This window comes from Methylobacter arcticus (genome assembly GCF_050917435.1).
GTDB lineage: Bacteria > Pseudomonadota > Gammaproteobacteria > Methylococcales > Methylomonadaceae > Methylobacter_A > Methylobacter_A titanis.
Map to the genome: position 1 here is coordinate 86,659 of NZ_CP159583.1, position 19,457 is coordinate 106,115.

General features: G+C 46.6%; 13 protein-coding genes, 2 tRNA genes and 3 rRNA genes. 15 read left to right on the plus strand and 3 right to left on the minus strand.

Going from position 1 to position 19,457, the window contains the following annotated elements; genetic code table 11:
* The 14 genes from ABXJ76_RS00465 to rrf all read left to right on the plus strand — a co-directional run bounded on the left by ABXJ76_RS00465 (nt 1) and on the right by rrf (nt 15,307).
* Nucleotides 1–1,044: a glycosyltransferase family 9 protein gene (locus ABXJ76_RS00465; RefSeq protein ID WP_432743102.1), complete on the plus strand. Its 1,044-nt coding sequence runs from the start codon at nt 1–3 to the stop codon at nt 1,042–1,044.
* A 57-nt stretch (nt 1,045–1,101) separates the two neighbouring features.
* Complete coding sequence (locus ABXJ76_RS00470; protein WP_432743103.1) at nt 1,102–1,833, plus strand: glycosyltransferase family 25 protein; 732 nt, start codon at nt 1,102–1,104, stop codon at nt 1,831–1,833.
* Nucleotides 1,824–3,065, plus strand: coding sequence for an O-antigen ligase family protein (locus ABXJ76_RS00475; protein WP_432743105.1), 1,242 nt, complete (start codon nt 1,824–1,826; stop codon nt 3,063–3,065). The genes ABXJ76_RS00470 and ABXJ76_RS00475 overlap by 10 nt, the downstream gene beginning before the upstream one ends.
* The gene (locus tag ABXJ76_RS00480) at nt 3,058–3,906 is read left to right on the plus strand and encodes a glycosyltransferase family 2 protein (protein WP_432743107.1); all 849 of its coding nucleotides are present in this window, start codon (nt 3,058–3,060) and stop codon (nt 3,904–3,906) included. The genes ABXJ76_RS00475 and ABXJ76_RS00480 overlap by 8 nt, the downstream gene beginning before the upstream one ends.
* On the plus strand, nt 3,906–4,751 hold the full coding sequence (locus tag ABXJ76_RS00485) for a glycosyltransferase family 2 protein (protein WP_432743109.1): 846 nt from the start codon (nt 3,906–3,908) through the stop codon (nt 4,749–4,751). The genes ABXJ76_RS00480 and ABXJ76_RS00485 overlap by 1 nt, the downstream gene beginning before the upstream one ends.
* Before the next feature lie 16 nt (nt 4,752–4,767).
* Nucleotides 4,768–6,570 (plus strand): lipid A export permease/ATP-binding protein MsbA, encoded by a 1,803-nt coding sequence (gene msbA / locus ABXJ76_RS00490; RefSeq protein ID WP_432743111.1) that lies wholly within the window; start codon nt 4,768–4,770, stop codon nt 6,568–6,570.
* Between the two features lie 23 nt (nt 6,571–6,593).
* Nucleotides 6,594–7,169, plus strand: a complete 576-nt coding sequence (locus ABXJ76_RS00495; protein WP_432743113.1) for a D-sedoheptulose-7-phosphate isomerase — start codon at nt 6,594–6,596, stop codon at nt 7,167–7,169.
* Between the two features lie 37 nt (nt 7,170–7,206).
* Nucleotides 7,207–8,574, plus strand: a complete 1,368-nt coding sequence (hldE, locus tag ABXJ76_RS00500) for a bifunctional D-glycero-beta-D-manno-heptose-7-phosphate kinase/D-glycero-beta-D-manno-heptose 1-phosphate adenylyltransferase HldE (RefSeq protein WP_432746586.1) — start codon at nt 7,207–7,209, stop codon at nt 8,572–8,574.
* Nucleotides 8,571–9,515 (plus strand): ADP-glyceromanno-heptose 6-epimerase, encoded by a 945-nt coding sequence (gene rfaD, locus ABXJ76_RS00505; RefSeq protein WP_432743115.1) that lies wholly within the window; start codon nt 8,571–8,573, stop codon nt 9,513–9,515. The genes hldE and rfaD overlap by 4 nt, the downstream gene beginning before the upstream one ends.
* A 419-nt stretch (nt 9,516–9,934) precedes the next feature.
* Nucleotides 9,935–11,469, plus strand: a 16S ribosomal RNA gene (locus ABXJ76_RS00510).
* A gap of 69 nt (nt 11,470–11,538) precedes the next feature.
* Nucleotides 11,539–11,615, plus strand: a tRNA-Ile gene (locus ABXJ76_RS00515).
* 50 nt (nt 11,616–11,665) lie between these two features.
* Nucleotides 11,666–11,741 (plus strand) — tRNA-Ala (locus ABXJ76_RS00520).
* A 366-nt stretch (nt 11,742–12,107) separates the two neighbouring features.
* Nucleotides 12,108–15,000: ribosomal RNA gene (locus ABXJ76_RS00525) — 23S ribosomal RNA — on the plus strand.
* Between the two features lie 191 nt (nt 15,001–15,191).
* A 5S ribosomal RNA gene (gene rrf / locus ABXJ76_RS00530) occupies nt 15,192–15,307 on the plus strand.
* Together the 16S, 23S and 5S rRNA genes with 2 tRNA genes alongside form the textbook arrangement of a ribosomal RNA operon.
* Nucleotides 15,308–15,647: 340 nt before the next feature.
* Here the strand turns inward: rrf and ABXJ76_RS00535 are convergent.
* The 3 genes from ABXJ76_RS00535 to ABXJ76_RS00545 all read right to left on the minus strand — a co-directional run bounded on the left by ABXJ76_RS00535 (nt 15,648) and on the right by ABXJ76_RS00545 (nt 17,929).
* The gene (locus tag ABXJ76_RS00535; protein ID WP_432743117.1) at nt 15,648–15,815 is read right to left on the minus strand and encodes a hypothetical protein; all 168 of its coding nucleotides are present in this window, start codon (nt 15,813–15,815) and stop codon (nt 15,648–15,650) included.
* A 476-nt stretch (nt 15,816–16,291) separates the two neighbouring features.
* Nucleotides 16,292–17,164: a MotB family protein gene (locus ABXJ76_RS00540; protein ID WP_432743119.1), complete on the minus strand. Its 873-nt coding sequence runs from the start codon at nt 17,162–17,164 to the stop codon at nt 16,292–16,294.
* A 6-nt stretch (nt 17,165–17,170) separates the two neighbouring features.
* Nucleotides 17,171–17,929 (minus strand): MotA/TolQ/ExbB proton channel family protein, encoded by a 759-nt coding sequence (locus ABXJ76_RS00545; protein WP_432743120.1) that lies wholly within the window; start codon nt 17,927–17,929, stop codon nt 17,171–17,173.
* Nucleotides 17,930–18,862: 933 nt separating this feature from the next.
* On the opposite strand from ABXJ76_RS00545, the gene ABXJ76_RS00550 reads away from it, so the two are divergent.
* The gene (locus tag ABXJ76_RS00550) at nt 18,863–19,429 is read left to right on the plus strand and encodes an ankyrin repeat domain-containing protein (RefSeq protein ID WP_432743122.1); all 567 of its coding nucleotides are present in this window, start codon (nt 18,863–18,865) and stop codon (nt 19,427–19,429) included.
* The last annotated feature ends 28 nt before the right edge of the window (nt 19,430–19,457 follow it).

The following is a 19,457-nucleotide window of genomic DNA, read 5'->3' on the forward strand; positions in this document are numbered from 1 at the left end:
ATGCGATACCTCGGTGATGTGTTGTTGACTACGCCCTTATTGCATTCGTTGCGACAGGCTTATCCTGATGCACGGCTGGATGTGTTGGTGTTTGCTAATACGGCATCCATGCTCGAAGGTAATCCTGACATTAATCAGATTATTACTGCGCCTAACCGCCCTAAGTTTGCCGATAATTGCCGATTATTCAGGCAATTATTTCGGCGCTATGATCTTGCCGTTGCAACGCAGGCAGGGGATCGCCCCTTTTTGTATTCATTAGTTGCTGCGCCATTTCGGGTTGCCGTCGTGCCGCCGAAAAACGCCACCGGCTGGTGGAAACGGTTTTTTGTGCAACGCTGGACAGAGTTTGACAGCAACATGCACACCGTTTTGCAACACCTGAAATTGCTGGATTTGGTTAATGTTCCACGGTGTTTTTCACTGGTTCCGCCACAACTCGCTAATGCGCAACAGTTAATACAGCAGTTTTCTTTTTTATCGGATAATACCGGTTATGCGGTGCTGCACCCGCATCCGCAGTGGACATACAAGCAATGGACTGTAGAGGGCTGGATAGAAGTGGGCCTGTATCTCAAAAAACTGGGATTAAGACTGGTGCTTTCGTGTGGACCTGCGCAACAGGAAATCGATTATGTCGCCAACATTCAGCGGCAACTGCCCGATGATACCATCAATCTGGCAGGCCAGGTTTCGTTGGCTCAACTGGCATACATTATCGCCCAAGCAAAATTGTATATCGGCCCTGATACCGGTATCACCCATCTAGCTGCTGCCACCGGAATCCCGGTGATCGCGCTTTATGGGCCGACTAATCCGGTAAAATGGTCGCCGTTTCCTTTTGGCTATCAGGAAAACGTTAATCCTTTTGCTAAAACAGGCAATCAACAGGTTAATAATATTTGCTTCGTACAAGGCGCAGGCGATTGTGTGCCGTGTGATTTAGAAGGCTGTGATCACCATCAACAAAGCCGTAGCCGATGTTTGGATAATGTGTCACCGGACGTTATTAAACGTTTAGTGCGGCAATTGCTACACAAATGAAGGCGTAATATTCTAAATTGAGTTTGTCACAGCCGATTAATTTAAGATTTTGAAATTATGAGCATAGCAAAAAATACACAACTTGATCATATTTACATTCTTAACGTTAAAAAATTTACCCGACGTCGCGCTTTTATGGAAAAGCAGCTTGCTGAGGCGGGATTGGAGGCGGAGTTTATATTTGATTGGGATGCTGATGAGTTGACGGATGACATAGTTGACCGTTATTTTTCGAAAAATAATACTTTATCAGCTGCACAAAAATCCTGTGCTCTCAAGCATATTACTGCTTTACAAAAAGTCGCGGCAAGTAACAGTTCGTTCAATTTGATTTTGGAAGATGATGCGGTTCTGGCCAAAAATTTTAGTTTAGGCTTGCAACGCGCAGTAACACAAAGTGAACAGTTTTCTGGTGATAAAGTCATTTATATAGGCTCAGGGGGGAATTTTTTTACTCCGAAAAGCCAGCGCAAGCCGGGACAATATTTATATCTCGGTGTACGTGGTCGATTTGCAGATTCCTATATTATTGATAGCATCACTGCAGAAAAAAGGCTGGATTGGATTATTACCCATAAAGTGAATGATCCTATCGATAATCAGTTTGAACAAATCGATAAGCAACTTGGTATCAAGATAGTGTGGTTAGAAGATCCTGTTGTTGAGCAAGGTAGTAAAAATGGTTTGTTTGACAGTGCCTTAGAATCGGCCCCGCCAACTTGGTTACAAAATTTGTTATTTAACTTTGAAAAGTTAAAACGCAAATATATTTATCAATTATGGCGTTAATTAAAAAACCTATGTTTTCTTATTCTGTTGTTGCTGAAAAATCCCTATTAACTTGCCGCTATTTGGCGATAATTGCCGCTATTGCAGCCCCTGCCTCTACGGCTGTTACCAGTGCGGCTTGTATTGCCATGTTAATAACATGGCTTATGTCAGGGCACGTTTGGCAGAGCCTGAAAATATCGGCGGGGCAGCCGGCGGGGAAAATACTGCTACTGTTTTTTGCCTGGCTTATTATCAGCAGTTTGTATGCGGACACGGATTGGACGGATAAAATTAGCACGCTGTCTAGCTGGAAAAAGTTATTTTACACTTTTGTGTTATTAGGTCTGTTTTACCCAACGCAATGGAAGGCACGTTTTGTTTATTATTATTTAGCCGCGATGTCTCTGGCCGCTGTTATGGCCGTTACTTTGTGGTTATTGGATATTCAGCTAAGCCCGAACCGAGAGATTGGCATTTTTATGAGCAATCACTCTTCGCAAAGTTTAGCCTTTGTCGTTGCCGCCTTATGTTGTATTTTTTTGCTTAAAGAATCGCTTAGCCTGTGGGAAAAGCGTTTGTTAGTAGTCATGTTGGCTTTGTTTTTATTTAACATTTTCTTTATCAGCCCGTCTCGTAGCGGCTATCTTGCTTTGCCTGTCGCTGCTGTTTTTGCCATTGTTAATCTTTACGGTTATAAAAAATTACCGCATATTTTGGGGATTACGGCAACAGCACTTTTACTGGCGGTATTGACTTCCAGCACCTTACAACAGCGAATTAAATTGGGTTGGGAAGAAAAGACAAACTATCAAACCAGTGAAGATATAACGTCTATAGGAATTCGGGTTATTTTTGCGCAAAATACGTTGGAATTAATTCAACAAAAGCCCTGGCTGGGTTATGGAACATCTTCCTTTAAGAACACTTACAGCGCCCATGTCGCTGCCAAATATCAAGACTGGCGCGGCGCTCCAGCATCCGATCCGCATAATCAATATTTATTTGTCTGGTTGGAAAACGGTCTAATCGGCTTGTTGATATTTTTAGCTTATATTTACACGGCTATCAGGCAGGGAGCGACTCAGCAACCGTACGGAGCAATGGGTGCCAGTGTACTGGTTGCAATTGCAGTCGTTAGTTTGTTTAACTCAAACTTTAAAACCTTTCCAGAGGGACATTTGCTGGCTTTTTTTGTGGGTTGTTTATTGGCTCAGCAGTCGGCAAACAATACGGAGAAAGACAGTGCTTAGTGTGATTATTATTACTAAAAATGAAGCTGAACACATCAGCCGCTGTTTAGCTTCTGTAAACTGGGCCGATGAGATCATTATCCTGGATTCCGGCAGTAGCGATAACACCGTTGACCTTTGTAAAGCTTACACCGATAAGGTTTTTATGACCGATTGGCCGGGCTTTGGTAAACAAAAACAACGTGCATTGGATAAGGCGCAGGGAGACTGGGTTTTGTCGATTGATGCCGACGAAGTTGTCACTTCGGAATTAAGGGTGGAAATTGAAAAAGCGCTTCAGCAGGAACGATATCAGGGTTACGAAATCCCCCGTCTTTCCAGTTATTGCGGCAGGCAAATGCGTCATGGGGGCTGGTGGCCAGACTATGTTTTAAGATTGTTTCGTCGTGATTGCGCTCAATTTACTGATTCAGTCGTACATGAGCGTATTATTGTTCAGGGACAAATCAGTCAGTTAATCACTCCGCTGCTTCATGATGCTTTTGTAAATTTGGATGAAGTCTTGCATAAAGTAAATAGCTATTCAGCTTTGGGTGCAGAAATGCTCTACCAACGAGGTGTTCGCTCATCTTTGGCCAAGGCCATCTTAAAAGGACTTTGGACATTCATTCGCACTTATTGGCTTAAAGCCGGTATTCTGGATGGGCGACAAGGGTTGATGCTGTCAATTTCTAATGCGGAAGGTGCTTATTATAAATACCTTAAATTGCTGGAATTGCAAAACCGGGAGTCGGTCGCATCGGTTCCCGGCCGATTGCGACACTTTCGCCATCCTTGGCAGTCGGTCGCATCAGTTCCCTACCGATTACGACACTTTCGCCATCCTTGGCAGTCGAAATAATGAATCTAATTTCTGTTATCGTCACCACTTATAACTGGCCTGCGGCATTAGAACTTTGTCTTGATAGTTTATTTGCCCAACATGACCAGGCGTTTGAAATTATCATCGCTGACGATGGATCTGCGTTCGAAAACAAGGTGCAGGCCCAAGCTTATTGCGGTAAAAGTCCGGTATCTATTCAGTACGTGCATCATGATGATCAAGGATTTAGAGCGGGGACTATCAGGAATAAAGCTGTTGCGAGCAGTCAGGGTGAATATTTGCTGTTTATTGATGGCGACTGTGTTTGTGGCGCTGATTTTATCGCCCGGCATCGACAGCTTGCGGCGCCCGGATGTTTTGTGCCCGGGAATAGGGTGTTATTGAGCCAGGCGTTTACTCGGGAAATCATTGAAAAACAGATTCCACTGCATCAAAAGCCGCTAAGTTATTTTGTTGCCCTCTGGCTACAAAATAAAATAAATAGAATTTCGCCTTTTATTCGACTGCCGTTGGGTTTTTTAAGGAAATTGCAGCCCCAAAAGTGGCAAAAAGCCATGACTTGTAATCTGGCGTTATGGAAAAACGACTTTTTACGGGTAAATGGTTTTGATGAGCTTTTTGAAGGCTGGGGTTTTGAGGATTCCGATCTGGTTATTCGTTTGATACATGCAGGCATTAAACGCAAGGAAGGCCGATTTGCTGTGCCTGTGTTGCATCTATGGCATCCTCATAATGACAAAAGTAAGCAAGATCTTAATTACCAGCGATTGCTAGAACGCTTAGACAACCAGGATTTTATGGTCGCAAAAAAAGGCGTTTCCCAGTATCTTTGTAGGGGCGACCGGTTGGTCGCCCGCCGTTAATGAAATCTTCAAAAATATGAACAAAACATCCAAAGCAAGCGCTCAAATATATAAGCGATTATTGGCCTATGTAAAACCGCATCGTGGTCTTTTTGCCATCAGTATTGTCGGTTTTCTGATGTATTCAGGTACTCAGACCCTATTCGCGGCATTGATTAAACATATTATTGATACGCTGCAAACTGAGTCACGGGAGGGAATGTATTATTTACCGTTATTGTTCAGCGGTTTAATTGTAGTGCATGGCATTGGCGCTTATTTGGGCAACTATTTTTTGGCCAAAGTATCGACCAATGTCGTGCATACCTTGAGGTGTCAGATCTTTGACCAATATACCCGATTGCCAACAGCTTATTTTGATGGGCATAACAGCGGTTATATGATTTCAAGGATAACCAATAATGTAGGACTGGTTACTCAGGCCGCTACGGATGCGGTGCGTACCATTGTGCGTGAAGGGTTTACCGCAATAGGCTTGCTAATTTATTTGTTTTATTCAAACTGGATGTTGTCTTTGGTTTTTGTTGCTATCGCGCCGATTATTGTGGTGTTGGTAGGTTATGTGAGTAAGCGTCTCCGAGGGATCAGTAAGAAAATCCAAGAATCGATAGGCGACATGACCCATATTACCTCGGAATTGGTCGGCGGGCATCGGGTAGTGCGCAGTTACTGCGGGGAAGAATATGAACGGCGGCGATTTTTGGATAGCAGTTCATTTAATCGGCGGCAATCGTTAAAACTATCAACGACGATGGCGATACACAATCCGATCATGCAGCTTATTATCGCCATCGCATTGTCATTTCTAATGTATATGGCCTTATTTTTCATGAAGCAAGCCAGTGTCGGCGAGTTTGTCGGCTACTTGACGGCGGCATTTTTATTGCCGAGACCCATCAGGCAGTTGAGTGACGCTAATGGCGATATTCAAAAAGGCATCGCGGCCGCCGAATCGTTATTTGAAATTTTAGATGAGCCTGGCGAGTCTGATGAAGGCACTTATCAGGTCGAAAGATGTAAGGGGGCGTTGGAATTTAAAAACCTATCGTTTCGATATGCGGGTTCAAATGAACCGGCGCTTATTGACATCAACTTTAAGGCCGAGCCGGGACAGACCATTGCGCTGGTAGGAGCTTCGGGCGGAGGCAAAAGTACGCTCGCTAATTTAGTCTCACGTTTTTATCCCCATAGCACCGGTGAGATATTGTTGGACGGTGTTGAAATAAATACTTATGAATTGGCAAACTTGAGAAAGCAGTTGGCATTGGTCAATCAGCAAGTCACTTTATTCAATGATACGATAGCCAACAATATCGCCTACGGGGCGCTTGCAACGGCAACCCGAAGTGAAATAACCGCTGCTGCAACAGACGCCTATGCGATGGAATTTATCGCCAAACTGGACCAAGGGTTGGATACGGAAATAGGTGAGAATGGCGTCAAGTTGTCTGGAGGGCAACGACAAAGATTAGCTTTGGCGAGGGCATTACTAAAGGATGCGCCCCTATTAATACTGGATGAGGCAACATCGGCGCTGGATACAGAATCGGAGCGGTATATACAGGCGGCGTTGCAAAAAGTAATGAGCAATCGGACGACTCTGGTTATTGCTCACCGGCTATCGACCATTGAAAACGCTGATATAATTTTAGTTATGGATCATGGACGTATTGTTGAAAGAGGATCTCATCGGGAGCTTATTGCAAAAAATGGAGTCTACGCACGATTGCATTCCATGCAATTTAAGGAGCATCCTGAAAAAATTAACAGTCTCAGTTCCCCGCAACAGCTTGGAAGCTTAGATGACGTATCAAATTAAGACATTGTTTAAGGGGTATAATTTTGAAATCATTTATTGCCGAGCTTGATGCGCATCAGGCAACGATAGCGCGGTTAGCGGATTGTTCCGGTGCTATTGAAGCGGCCGGAGAGTTGCTGATTGAAACATTAAAACAAGGTGGAAAAATTTTATTGTGCGGTAATGGCGGCAGTGCCGCGGATTGTCAGCATATCGCTGCAGAACTAGTGGTGCAATACCAAAAAAACCGGAAGGCATTGGCTGCAATAGCATTGACCACCGACAGCTCGATTTTAACGGCGCACAGCAATGACTTTGGATTTGAAACTGTGTATGCCCGGCAGATTGAGGCTATCGCCAGTGAAAAAGATTGTTTGATAGCCATTTCCACGTCAGGTAAAAGTAGCAATATATTAAAAGCGGTTGATGCTGCAAGGTTGAAAGGCATGGCTGTTATCGGTTTAACCGGGTGCGAAGGCGGCAAATTGAAGAAGCACGTTACGCATTCGATTATTGTTCCCTCGGATGTGACGGCAAGAATCCAAGAGGCGCATATATTGATAGGCCACTGGTGGTGTGGCGTGATTGAGGAGGCATTAAGTGTTGGCGATTATTCCTGAATTTACCAAGGCTCGCATCATAGTCATTGGTGACGTGATGCTGGATCGATACTGGTCCGGGCAGGCGGCGCGTATTTCGCCGGAAGCGCCGGTGCCGGTGGTGAGAGTTAACACAATTGAAGATCGCGTAGGCGGTGCGGGTAATGTCGCACTCAATATAGCTAAATTAGGCGGCAAGGTCACTCTGCTGGGCGTCGTTGGTGATGATGCCGAGGGTGACATATTACGACGATTACTGGAAGCTGAAGGCGTCATCTGCGATTTTGTTGTCGAGCAGGAAATTCGCAGTATCTGCAAGTTGCGGGTTATGGCACAGCATCAGCAACTCATTCGTATCGATTTTGAAGAGTCGGCTCTTAAGTTTGATTCGGATGTCTTGTTGGCGAAGCTGGCTAAGCATCTGCCTGAAAATAATACGGTTGTTTTTTCGGACTATGGCAAAGGAACCTTGGCGAATGTTTCAACTTATATTCTTGCAGCCAAGCAAGCTGGCATTAAGGTTTTGGTCGATCCGAAAGGCGTGGATTATCAGCGTTATGCTCATGCAGACCTGATAACGCCAAATTTGTCTGAATTGCAGGCTGTCGTTGGCGTTGCTGAAAACGAAGAGGATTTGCTGGAAAAAGGACGTGGGCTGTTAAAGCAACATCAAATTCCGACACTTCTGCTGACTCGTGGCGAAGCGGGTATGACCTTGATACAAGAGACTCAGGTGCATTCATTGCCGGCTCAGGCCAAGGATGTTTTTGATGTGACCGGAGCGGGTGATACGGTTATTGCGGTAATGGCTCTGGGTGTGGCGTTGGATATGGTTTTGGATGATACGATGTATCTGGCCAACTTGGCGGGCGGCATTGTGGTCGGCAAACTGGGAACATCAACGGTATCAATGCAGGAGTTAACTCGGGCCATGCACGGCGACCGGGATTCCCGATACGGTATCGTTTCAGAGCAGGAGTTAGCGCAAATATTGGTCGGAGCTAAAGCCCATGACGAGCGTATTATCATGACCAATGGCTGCTTCGATTTATTGCACGTCGGACATGTGACTTATTTACAGCAGGCAAAGGCACTGGGTGATCGCTTGGTGGTGGCGGTAAACTCCGACGCATCGGTCAGGCAGCTTAAAGGAGAGACTCGGCCTATTAATGGTTTGCAGGAACGAATGACGGTTTTAGCGGCATTGGCCTGCGTGGATTGGGTGGTTTCATTCGAAGAGGAAACCCCCGAAAGACTGTATTGCCGACTGTTACCGGATGTCATCGTCAAGGGCGGCGATTACAGTTCGGAGCAAGTCGCTGGTGGCGATTGTGTGATTCGTGCGGGTGGCGAAGTAAAGATATTACAGTTTGTTGACGGTCAGTCGACAACGGCGATGATTAAAAAAGCGAGGGGATTAGAATGATTGTTGTGACGGGAGGTGCCGGTTTTATTGGCAGTAATCTTATTCGGGCATTAAATCAGCGGGGCGAACGCGATATATTGCTGGTGGATCATCTGTCTAATGGAAGAAAAATGCACAATATCGCCGATCTTGATATCGCCGATTACATGGACAAGGAAGAGTTTATAGAGAAAATCGGGGTGGTTCATTTTTTTGATGGGGTACGGGCAGTTTTCCATCAGGGAGCCTGCTCTGCAACCACGGAATGGGATGGGCGGTATGTGATGAGGAATAATTATGATTATTCCAAACGTTTATTGCATTGGTGTATCTCAAAAAATGTCGCTTTTATGTATGCGTCCTCGGCTTCGGTTTACGGGGATGGCAAACAGGGGTTTCAAGTTGATCGCAGTTGCGAGCAGCCTATCAATATGTATGCCTATTCGAAATTTCAATTCGACCAATATGTTCGGCCTTTATTAACTAGGACAAAAAGTCCGATTGTCGGTTTCCGTTACTTTAATGTTTACGGACCAAGAGAGCAGCATAAAGGCTCCATGAGTAGTACTATATTTCACTTTAATCAGCAGGTTCTAGAGCAAAAAAGAGCGAAATTATTTAAGGGGTGTGATGGCATGGCTGATGGTGAGCAAAAGCGGGATTTTGTTCATGTCGATGATGTTGTTAATGTAAACTTGTGGTTTTTAGACCATCCTGAGCAACGCGGTATTTATAATGTAGGAACGGGACGGGCGGAAACGTTTAATGCAGTCGCTCAAGCTGTAACTGATTGGCATACAGAAGGGGATATTGAGTACATTCCGTTCCCAGAGCATTTGAAAGGGGCTTACCAGAGTTATACTCAAGCGGATATTTCCGGGCTAAGAGACGCGGGCTATGCAGAAGAGTTTTTAACGGTTAAGCAAGGCGTCGCAAGATATTTAGATTGGTTGAATAAATAACTGCTTGACCTTATGAAAAGGCGTTGTATAATACGCAGCTCTTCCGGGGTAAACGCCCTGGCAGAGACGTAGCAAGAAATAAAAGTTAACAGGATGTTGACAAGCGGACGGGATAGGTTACAATGGTCGGCTTCTTCGGGGTTCGGTAAACGACTTCGACAAGGACGGCAAGAGAAATAAAATCAACAAAGTGTTGACAAACTGAATTGGATCTGTATAATTGTCCAGCTCAACCGGGGTTTACTCCGACGCTCTTTAAAAATATGATCAAAATAATTTGTGTGGGTGCTTGTGACGAGCTATTTACGTTTGTAATAAATAGTCGACATGAGAACTTACGTAGATAAGAAATTATAAACGTTTGAATCTGTAGTCGAGCCAAGATTGGCTACTCATCTTATTGAGTGGCAAAATGATATAAACTGAAGAGTTTGATCATGGCTCAGATTGAACGCTGGCGGTATGCTTAACACATGCAAGTCGAACGGTAACAGGCCTTCGGGCGCTGACGAGTGGCGGACGGGTGAGTAACGCGTAGGAATCTGCCTCATAGTGGGGGACAACGTGGGGAAACCCACGCTAATACCGCATACGCCCTACGGGGGAAAGGAGGGGATCTTCGGACCTTTCGCTATGAGATGAGCCTGCGTTAGATTAGCTAGTTGGTAGGGTAAAGGCCTACCAAGGCGACGATCTATAGCTGGTCTGAGAGGACGATCAGCCACACTGGGACTGAGACACGGCCCAGACTCCTACGGGAGGCAGCAGTGGGGAATATTGGACAATGGGCGCAAGCCTGATCCAGCAATACCGCGTGTGTGAAGAAGGCCTTAGGGTTGTAAAGCACTTTCAATTGGGAGGAAAACAGGCAGGTCAATACCCTGTCTCTTGACATTACCTTTAGAAGAAGCACCGGCTAACTCCGTGCCAGCAGCCGCGGTAATACGGAGGGTGCGAGCGTTAATCGGAATTACTGGGCGTAAAGCGTGCGTAGGCGGTTCGTTAAGTCAGATGTGAAAGCCCTGGGCTCAACCTGGGAACTGCATTTGAAACTGGCGGACTAGAGTTTAGTAGAGGGGAGTGGAATTTCAGGTGTAGCGGTGAAATGCGTAGATATCTGAAGGAACACCAGTGGCGAAGGCGACTCCCTGGACTAGAACTGACGCTGAGGTACGAAAGCGTGGGTAGCAAACAGGATTAGATACCCTGGTAGTCCACGCCGTAAACGATGTCGACTAGCCGTTGGGCCTATATACAGGTTTAGTGGCGCAGCTAACGCATTAAGTCGACCGCCTGGGGAGTACGGCCGCAAGGTTAAAACTCAAATGAATTGACGGGGGCCCGCACAAGCGGTGGAGCATGTGGTTTAATTCGATGCAACGCGAAGAACCTTACCTACCCTTGACATCCAGAGAATCTGTTAGAGATAGTAGAGTGCCTTCGGGAGCTCTGAGACAGGTGCTGCATGGCTGTCGTCAGCTCGTGTCGTGAGATGTTGGGTTAAGTCCCGTAACGAGCGCAACCCTTGTCCTTAGTTGCCAGCGGGTAATGCCGGGAACTCTAGGGAGACTGCCGGTGATAAACCGGAGGAAGGTGGGGACGACGTCAAGTCATCATGGCCCTTATGGGTAGGGCTACACACGTGCTACAATGGCCGGTACAGAGGGCTGCGAACTTGCGAAAGTAAGCAAATCCCAGAAAGCCGGTCCTAGTCCGGATTGGAGTCTGCAACTCGACTCCATGAAGTCGGAATCGCTAGTAATCGCGAATCAGAATGTCGCGGTGAATACGTTCCCGGGCCTTGTACACACCGCCCGTCACACCATGGGAGTGGGTTGCAAAAGAAGTGGGTAGTCTAACCTTCGGGAGGGCGCTCACCACTTTGTGATTCATGACTGGGGTGAAGTCGTAACAAGGTAGCCCTAGGGGAACCTGGGGCTGGATCACCTCCTTACAAATTGCAACTGAATGTTGTCATGAGTACTCACAACAAATTATTTTGATCACACGCAGTATGAGCCTAGGGCCTGTAGCTCAGTTGGTTAGAGCGCACCCCTGATAAGGGTGAGGTCGGTGGTTCGAGTCCACCCAGGCCCACCACCTTGCCGTGATGGCAAACGTGATGTGGCTAAGGGGACTCAGCAAACACTGGGGCTATAGCTCAGCTGGGAGAGCACCTGCCTTGCACGCAGGGGGTCAGCGGTTCGATCCCGCTTAGCTCCACCAATTCTATAACGTCTCGATTCTAAAAAAGAATCGGCAGAGACCTTATAGAATTGGTGCATGAAATTGCATTAATAGCTCTTTAACAAAATGGAAATCTGTAACAAAGAAACTTCATGGAATAAAACCATGAGGCGACTTAAAACGAGTTCGAGTCAACCGAGGTTACAACAAAAAGCAAGCGAAGTCGATAGTGCCAAGCAATTAGCAAAGAACACCGAGTCAGCAAAAATGTTGAAACCGAAGTAAACAAGAATGAGTTCTCAAAAGCAGAAAAAAGCGATTAAGAAAGCTGATCGATATAACACAAGACATCTCTTAATCATTATTCAAACGAATAGTGAAAAAGCAGACTTATTGGGGTTATATGGTCAAGTGAATAAGCGCATACGGTGGATGCCTAGGCAGTGAGAGGCGATGAAGGACGTTGTAGCATGCGATAAGTTTCGGGGAGCTTGCAAACTAGCTTTGATCCGAAAATTTCCGAATGGGGAAACCCGGCCCACATCAGTGGGTCACATTACAGTGAATACATAGCTGTATTGAGCGAACCTGGGGAACTGAAACATCTAAGTACCCAGAGGAAAAGAAATCAACCGAGATTCCCTTAGTAGCGGCGAGCGAACGGGGATTAGCCCTTAAGTTGTACAGTTGTTAGTGGAACAGTCTGGAAAGTCTGGCGATACAGGGTGATAGCCCCGTACACGAAAACGCTGTGCAGTGAAATCGAGTAGGTCGGAGCACGTGAAACTTTGACTGAACATGGGGGGACCATCCTCCAAGGCTAAATACTCCTTACTGACCGATAGTGAACCAGTACCGTGAGGGAAAGGCGAAAAGAACCCCGGAGAGGGGAGTGAAATAGATCCTGAAACCGTATGCGTACAAGCAGTGGGAGCATACTTGTTATGTGACTGCGTACCTTTTGTATAATGGGTCAGCGACTTAATCTCAGTGGCAAGCTTAACCGAATAGGGGAGGCGTAGCGAAAGCGAGTCTTAATAGGGCGTTTAGTCGCTGGGATTAGACCCGAAACCGGGCGATCTATCCATGGCCAGGCTGAAGGTGGGGTAATACTTACTGGAGGGCCGAACCCACTTATGTTGAAAAATGAGGGGATGAGCTGTGGATCGGAGTGAAAGGCTAATCAAGCTCGGAGATAGCTGGTTCTCCTCGAAAGCTATTTAGGTAGCGCCTCGTGTATAACTGTTGGGGGTAGAGCACTGTTTCGGCTAGGGGGTCATCTCGACTTACCAACCCGATGCAAACTCCGAATACCAACAAGTTTGAGCACGGGAGACACACGGCGGGTGATAAGGTCCGTCGTGGAAAGGGAAACAGCCCAGACCGTCAGCTAAGGTCCCAAAATCTATGCTCAGTGGGAAACGATGTGGAAAGGCACAGACAGCCAGGAGGTTGGCTTAGAAGCAGCCATCCTTTAAAGAAAGCGTAATAGCTCACTGGTCGAGTCGGTCTGCGCGGAAGATTTACCGGGGCTAAGCATAGTACCGAAGCTACGGGTCACACTTTTAGTGTGGCGGTAGAGGAGCGTTCTGTACGCCTGCGAAGGTTCATTGAGAAGTGGGCTGGAGGTATCAGAAGTGCGAATGCTGACATGAGTAACGATAATGGGGGTGAAAAACCCCCACGCCGAAAATCCAAGGTTTCCTGCGCAACGCTAATCGACGCAGGGTTAGTCGGTACCTAAGGCGAGGCCGAAAGGCGTAGTCGATGGAAAGCAGGTTAATATTCCTGCACCAGTGGTAACTGCGATGGGGTGACGGAGAAGGCTAGGTCAGCTGTCTGTTGGAATAGGCAGTTTAAGCGAGTAGGGAGGGTTCTTAGGCAAATCCGGGAACCTCTATTCTGAGACGTGATGACGAGTTGTTCTTAGGAACGACGAAGTGATTGATGCCATGCTTCCAAGAAAAACCTCTAAGCTTCAGGTTACCAGTGGCCGTACCCCAAACCGACACAGGTGGATGGGATGAGAATTCTAAGGCGCTTGAGAGAACTCGGCTGAAGGAACTAGGCAAAATGGTACCGTAACTTCGGGAGAAGGTACACCCCAAGTAGGTGAAGGCACTTGCTGCTGGAGCTGAACGGGGTTGCAATAAATTGGTGGCTGCGACTGTTTAGCAAAAACATAGCACTCTGCAAACTCGAAAGAGGAAGTATAGGGTGTGACGCCTGCCCGGTGCTGGAAGGTTAATTGATGGGGTCATCTTCGGAGAAGCTCTTGATCGAAGCCCCAGTAAACGGCGGCCGTAACTATAACGGTCCTAAGGTAGCGAAATTCCTTGTCGGGTAAGTTCCGACCTGCACGAATGGCGTAACGATGGCCACACTGTCTCCAGCCGAGACTCAGTGAAATTGAAATTGCGGTGAAGATGCCGTATACCCGCGGCTAGACGGAAAGACCCCGTGAACCTTTACTATAGCTTTGCACTGGACTTTGAACCTATTTGTGTAGGATAGGTGGGAGGCTTCGAAGCAGGAACGCCAGTTCTTGTGGAGCCAACCTTGAAATACCACCCTGGTATGTTCGAAGTTCTAACCTAGGTCCGTTATCCGGATTGGGGACAGTGTATGGTGGGTAGTTTGACTGGGGCGGTCTCCTCCTAAAGAGTAACGGAGGAGCACGAAGGTACCCTCAGCCTGGTCGGAAATCAGGCGATGAGTGCAATGGCATAAGGGTGCTTGACTGCGAGACGGACAAGTCGAGCAGGTACGAAAGTAGGTCATAGTGATCCGGTGGTTCTGTATGGAAGGGCCATCGCTCAACGGATAAAAGGTACTCCGGGGATAACAGGCTGATACCGCCCAAGAGTTCATATCGACGGCGGTGTTTGGCACCTCGATGTCGGCTCATCACATCCTGGGGCTGAAGCAGGTCCCAAGGGTATGGCTGTTCGCCATTTAAAGTGGTACGCGAGCTGGGTTCAGAACGTCGTGAGACAGTTCGGTCCCTATCTGCCGTGGGCGTTTGAGATTTGAGGGAAGCTGCTCCTAGTACGAGAGGACCGGAGTGGACGAACCTCTGGTGTTCCGGTTGTCACGCCAGTGGCATCGCCGGGTAGCTATGTTCGGACAGGATAACCGCTGAAAGCATCTAAGCGGGAAGCCCCTCCCAAGATGAGATCTCACTGGGACTATAAGTCCCCTGAAGGGCTGTTGAAGACTACAACGTTGATAGGCACGGTGTGGAAGCGCAGTAATGTGTGAAGCTAACGTGTACTAATTGCCCGTGAGGCTTGACCATATAACACCCAATCAGTTTGAAGGTGTTATCAACTAAGGAAACTTAGAGACAGCTTAACATCGCAAATTTGAGCATAGATTAAAGAGAAGTTACAGATTTCCATAAAAGCAGGTGCAAGGCGAAAGGCTGAAAAGCCACCGCGTATCGTACCTGTTGCATGACAGTTGGTGCAAACCGACTATACCAGTTTGCTTGGTGACCATAGCGAATGTAAACCACCCGATCCCATCCCGAACTCGGAAGTGAAACCATTTAGCGCCGATGATAGTGTGGCAGTTTGCCATGCGAAAGTAGGGAATTGCCAAGCGCTTAAATTAAAAACCCAAGTCTCTGCACTTGGGTTTTTTTTTGCCTGAAATTGCTCTCTACTTGTTGCCGAATTATTTTAGTTCCGGGATTCCACATACCTTCAGTCACTTCCAGAATATATAACCTCATAGCGCCACCCCAACAATTGCAGTAAGGCGACCTGATGATTGTTCAAATTCAATACGAGTGTCTGCATTTGATCAATGGCAAAGACATGAATGTCGCTAAAGAACTGAAACATCCAACGCACGGTGAGCTTCCTTTTTAATTAGGAAAGGTCTGCTGATGAGTCTTTAGCGCCTCTTGAGTGCGGTATCCAGTGCAGTGTAGACCAGCAATCAGAGGGTCATTACCATCATCAGCGGCATGATGCGTTTGGGAGATTTGGGACATAGGGTTAATGCCATGGACAGAGGGTCTTTGAGAAAGCGAAAGCCGCACTCAACCTTTTGTTGATCTTTGTCGGCGGCAATAAGCGCTTCGTCGGTCAGTTCCTTGCAATCCAACTAATTACTGGCGAGGATAAAGGAACTTTTACGTTCCAATCTGTGAGCCCTTATTTACCGCAGGGTAACCTAGTCCACCCTTCAATACGATAAACATAAAAATCCGGCTCACGATTCTGTGCAGGGCAGCCTTTTTCTTTGAAGCGTGACAACGCCTTCACTTGCGGCTCGTCCTTTATCGACAGCTTTGTTTTCGAGTATCTATGCTTTTTTCAAACTTGAACAACTCAAGCTTAAACATCAGCTCAACTATTTCGCGTTTAGAAGTAAGCTTTACCTCAAAGCCTTACAATCCAGTTTTGCCGAACTGCAACGACTCGGTGCGCAACATCAGTTATTAAGTTAAAAAATGGATGACAACCTTAGGTCAGTATAGAAAAACCTTAATGTATAGCAGCTCGAAGTATAAATTCAAGATTTGAAATAGATTCAGCACCGCCACGGCAAAGATGAATAACCCGTGTCATTGCTAACAGTCAATTGATTTTGTCTGTATCAATTAACGCACCGGCATCAATATTTTTTTGATCCAACTCTAACGTAGGATCTTCACCGACTATAATAACTTCGACACGTCTGTTTTTTGTTCGATTTTCTGCTGACGTATTCGGCGCTAAGGGTTGCGTGTCAGCATAACCTTGTATGACGACTCGCCCTTTATCGACAGCTTTGTTTTCGAGTATCTGCTGAGCGACTGTGACTGCCCGTGATGCTGATAAATCCCAATTCGAACGATAATTGACATTGGCAATAGGAATATCGTCAGTGTGTCCCGCAACCTGAACTTTGCCTTTCGCTTCGATCACAGCAGTGGTGATTTTATTCATGACTGCCGAAAACCCGGGTTGAAGATCAGCACTACCGGAAGCAAATGAGCCTTTTTCCTGAATTCGCATGACAATTGTCAAATCAATGGTTTCTACCATGACTTGGTCTTGTTGTATTTCTTCTTTCAATAACGCTTTAATTTTCTCAGCTTCCTTTGCAATTTCGTTGAGCTTGATTTCCATGAGCTGTTTTTTTGCTTCTTCGATATTAGCACCCAGAGTTGCTGATTGCTGGATTGTTGTCTGTCTGCCTTCATCCATTATGGTGGCTTCTGTTTGTGCAGGAGACAATTCCTGGGCGATAACGCTGGTACCCATCGGCGTATCAGGTTGGGTAATTTCGTTTTGCACATCGAATGCCATTTTCATAGAGCTGGCTACTTGCTTGAATTTTTGCGCATCCTGGGTTGCTGTTGACAGCATCAATACAAAAAAACACAGCAGCAAAGTACACAGATCTGCAAACGTTGCCAGCCAAGCCGGTGCGCCAGGTGGAGGGCACTTGGGACATTTATCAGACATGTTGCATTATTCGTCGTCTTTTTTGCGTTTTTTATTGGAAATATAGGAGGTTAATAATGTTTCCAGCATTTTTGGATTCATACCCTCCTGAATGCCATTAATGATTTCAACAATCAGTTCCATATTGGTTTGCTCATATTGCAGTACCGAGGCCAGCTTATCGATAATCGGTATGGCGAAACAGTTGGCTATCATAGCGCCGTAAAGCGTGGTTAACAGCGCTATAGCCATGGCGGGGCCGATGCTGGACGGGTCAGACATATTGGCCAGCATCTGCACCAAACCCACCAAGGTTCCAATCATACCCATCGCTGGAGCCAGATCGGCAACGCCTTTCCATAATGATTGCCCGGATTCATTGCGGGAAATCATTTGATCTATTTCTTTGTTAAGCATTTTCCTGACTAACTCAGGGTCATGTCCGTCAACACAGAAGCTGATGCCTTTTTTTAAAAAAGAATTGGAAATTTCTTCATTGTCCAGTGCCAGCAAACCGGTTTTTCTCGCTACCACGGAAAGACGTACTGCATCTTCAATCAGGAGTTGGCGGTCTTCTCTTTTATTGAAAAAAGCTTTTCCTACCACGGAAAATGAACGGGAAAATTCATTAAGCGGAATACGCATTAGCGACGCGCCGAAGGTACCGCCAAAAACAATCATGACAGAAGGCATGTCGACAAATAACATGATGTCGCCACCGCTGGCAATGGCGGCAAAAATAATGCCTACGCCCAGGAAAAAACCAACTAGAGAAGCGATATCCATTATCGGTTTCCGTATGTTATTGAATACATAAAGTCAGTGTCGTTTTTTAAAAATTTTTGCCCATATTGCTTCTCATTAACGAGAATAAAACCATCAATAGACATGACATAGAGTGAATTCATCAAAAATAATCGTGATAACAAGCAAGTTCGGGTAACAAAGTCTTGTGTTGGCTGAAATTCAGCCATGAAAGTCCAGCCACCAAAGGCCGATCAATTATACTGCAAATAGGTTAATCAATCTTCCTTGCTGTTTAAACCTCGGCCTTTAGGCCGAAAAGAGCGCCCCCAACAAGCGAAGCGATGTTGCTTTATCGGGCGCGGATTGGGGAGGGGATGCATAGCCCTTCCCAATCGTTGGTTTCATCCCAACGGGATGTTTGCTTCTTGCTGGAAGTTTTGCCGGCTTCGTCAAAAATTACCTTCGCGTAAACGTTTGTTCGATGATGCGAAGGCACTGACGACGTACTTGTGCTTTGATAGCTGGGAGCACCTGCTCGATTTTATGCTGGAAAGCTGGCCTCATACGCGGAAAAGCCGAATTATTCGACCTCCCAAGCCTGGAATCGGATAGATTTTGGTCATAATGAGAATTGCTGACCCGCAGTGAGGCGGGGCAAAAGCGGAAAGTGCCGAGATACTTTTGCCAGTTTAAAGAAAACCTGTCTAAAGCATAGGCTTTCATTTTGGCATTATCTTAAAGATAGGCTGCTGGGTGGGTGAAGGCAACATTCCACCACTATCCGATATCCGATTTAATTCGGGCTGCGGTTACCTGTGGGTAATGAGAGGTTACGAAATCGGCTATGAGGAAAAAATTACAGCCAATCGTCTACTGTGTGTTAGAGCCATTCAGCTCAGTTCGGTGATGTTATAAATTTCTTTGGTTTTTTTAACATGATTGAATATTTCACCTATTTATAAGGAACGGTTGATGAATAAGCCACAGCTGATCGAAGCCGCGAAAACGGACGACCTTAATCGGGTGCATGCCTTGATTGAAGGCAGCGATGATTTGGAGCAAAAGGACGATTACGGTTGGACGGCATTGAACTGGGCAGCCGGTCGTGGCGACTTGGCTATCGTCCTGCTTTTGCTAAAAGCCGGAGCCAATGCAGTCAATAGCGGTCGCGATCTCAGGACGCCTTATCAAATCGCCTTGGCGGCCGCGCAGGTGGAAGTCGCAACTCTGTTGCAGCAGGCAGAGCAAAACAGCGGCATCATGTCAAAGAGGCCTGTCCTCCCGTATTGCAAAGCCTATCCGGTCAAAGCATTCGATCACAACCCGGCTGGCTGGCTGGCGCGGCAAGCGTTGGCGGCTGACGCCGTGGTCTATTTGCATCAGGATTTTAGCGTCACCGCGTCGATGTGGTACGGGGAGGACGTGGTGTTTGACCGGGTTTCGGAAGACTGGCGAAATTATTGCCGGGACCGGCTGGGTTTTCATGTGCCGACCGATTTGGAACTTGCCGCCGATTATCGGCAACGTAGGCCGGAATAAGACTACCCAAGCGTAGCGACGGTGGCGT

Excerpts from the sequence above, each read along its gene's own strand:
- ABXJ76_RS00465 (WP_432743102.1), top strand. The coding sequence starts at position 1 with ATGCGATACCTCGGTGATGTGTTGTTGACTACGCCCTTATTGCATTCG.
- rfaD (WP_432743115.1), top strand. The coding sequence starts at position 8,571 with ATGATTGTTGTGACGGGAGGTGCCGGTTTTATTGGCAGTAATCTTATT.
- ABXJ76_RS00550 (WP_432743122.1), top strand. The coding sequence starts at position 18,863 with ATGAATAAGCCACAGCTGATCGAAGCCGCGAAAACGGACGACCTTAAT.
- ABXJ76_RS00540 (WP_432743119.1), bottom strand. The coding sequence starts at position 17,164 with ATGTCTGATAAATGTCCCAAGTGCCCTCCACCTGGCGCACCGGCTTGG.
- ABXJ76_RS00545 (WP_432743120.1), bottom strand. The coding sequence starts at position 17,929 with ATGGATATCGCTTCTCTAGTTGGTTTTTTCCTGGGCGTAGGCATTATT.
- ABXJ76_RS00470 (WP_432743103.1), top strand. The coding sequence starts at position 1,102 with ATGAGCATAGCAAAAAATACACAACTTGATCATATTTACATTCTTAAC.
- msbA (WP_432743111.1), top strand. The coding sequence starts at position 4,768 with ATGAACAAAACATCCAAAGCAAGCGCTCAAATATATAAGCGATTATTG.
- ABXJ76_RS00475 (WP_432743105.1), top strand. The coding sequence starts at position 1,824 with ATGGCGTTAATTAAAAAACCTATGTTTTCTTATTCTGTTGTTGCTGAA.
- hldE (WP_432746586.1), top strand. The coding sequence starts at position 7,207 with ATGCTGGATCGATACTGGTCCGGGCAGGCGGCGCGTATTTCGCCGGAA.
- ABXJ76_RS00485 (WP_432743109.1), top strand. The coding sequence starts at position 3,906 with ATGAATCTAATTTCTGTTATCGTCACCACTTATAACTGGCCTGCGGCA.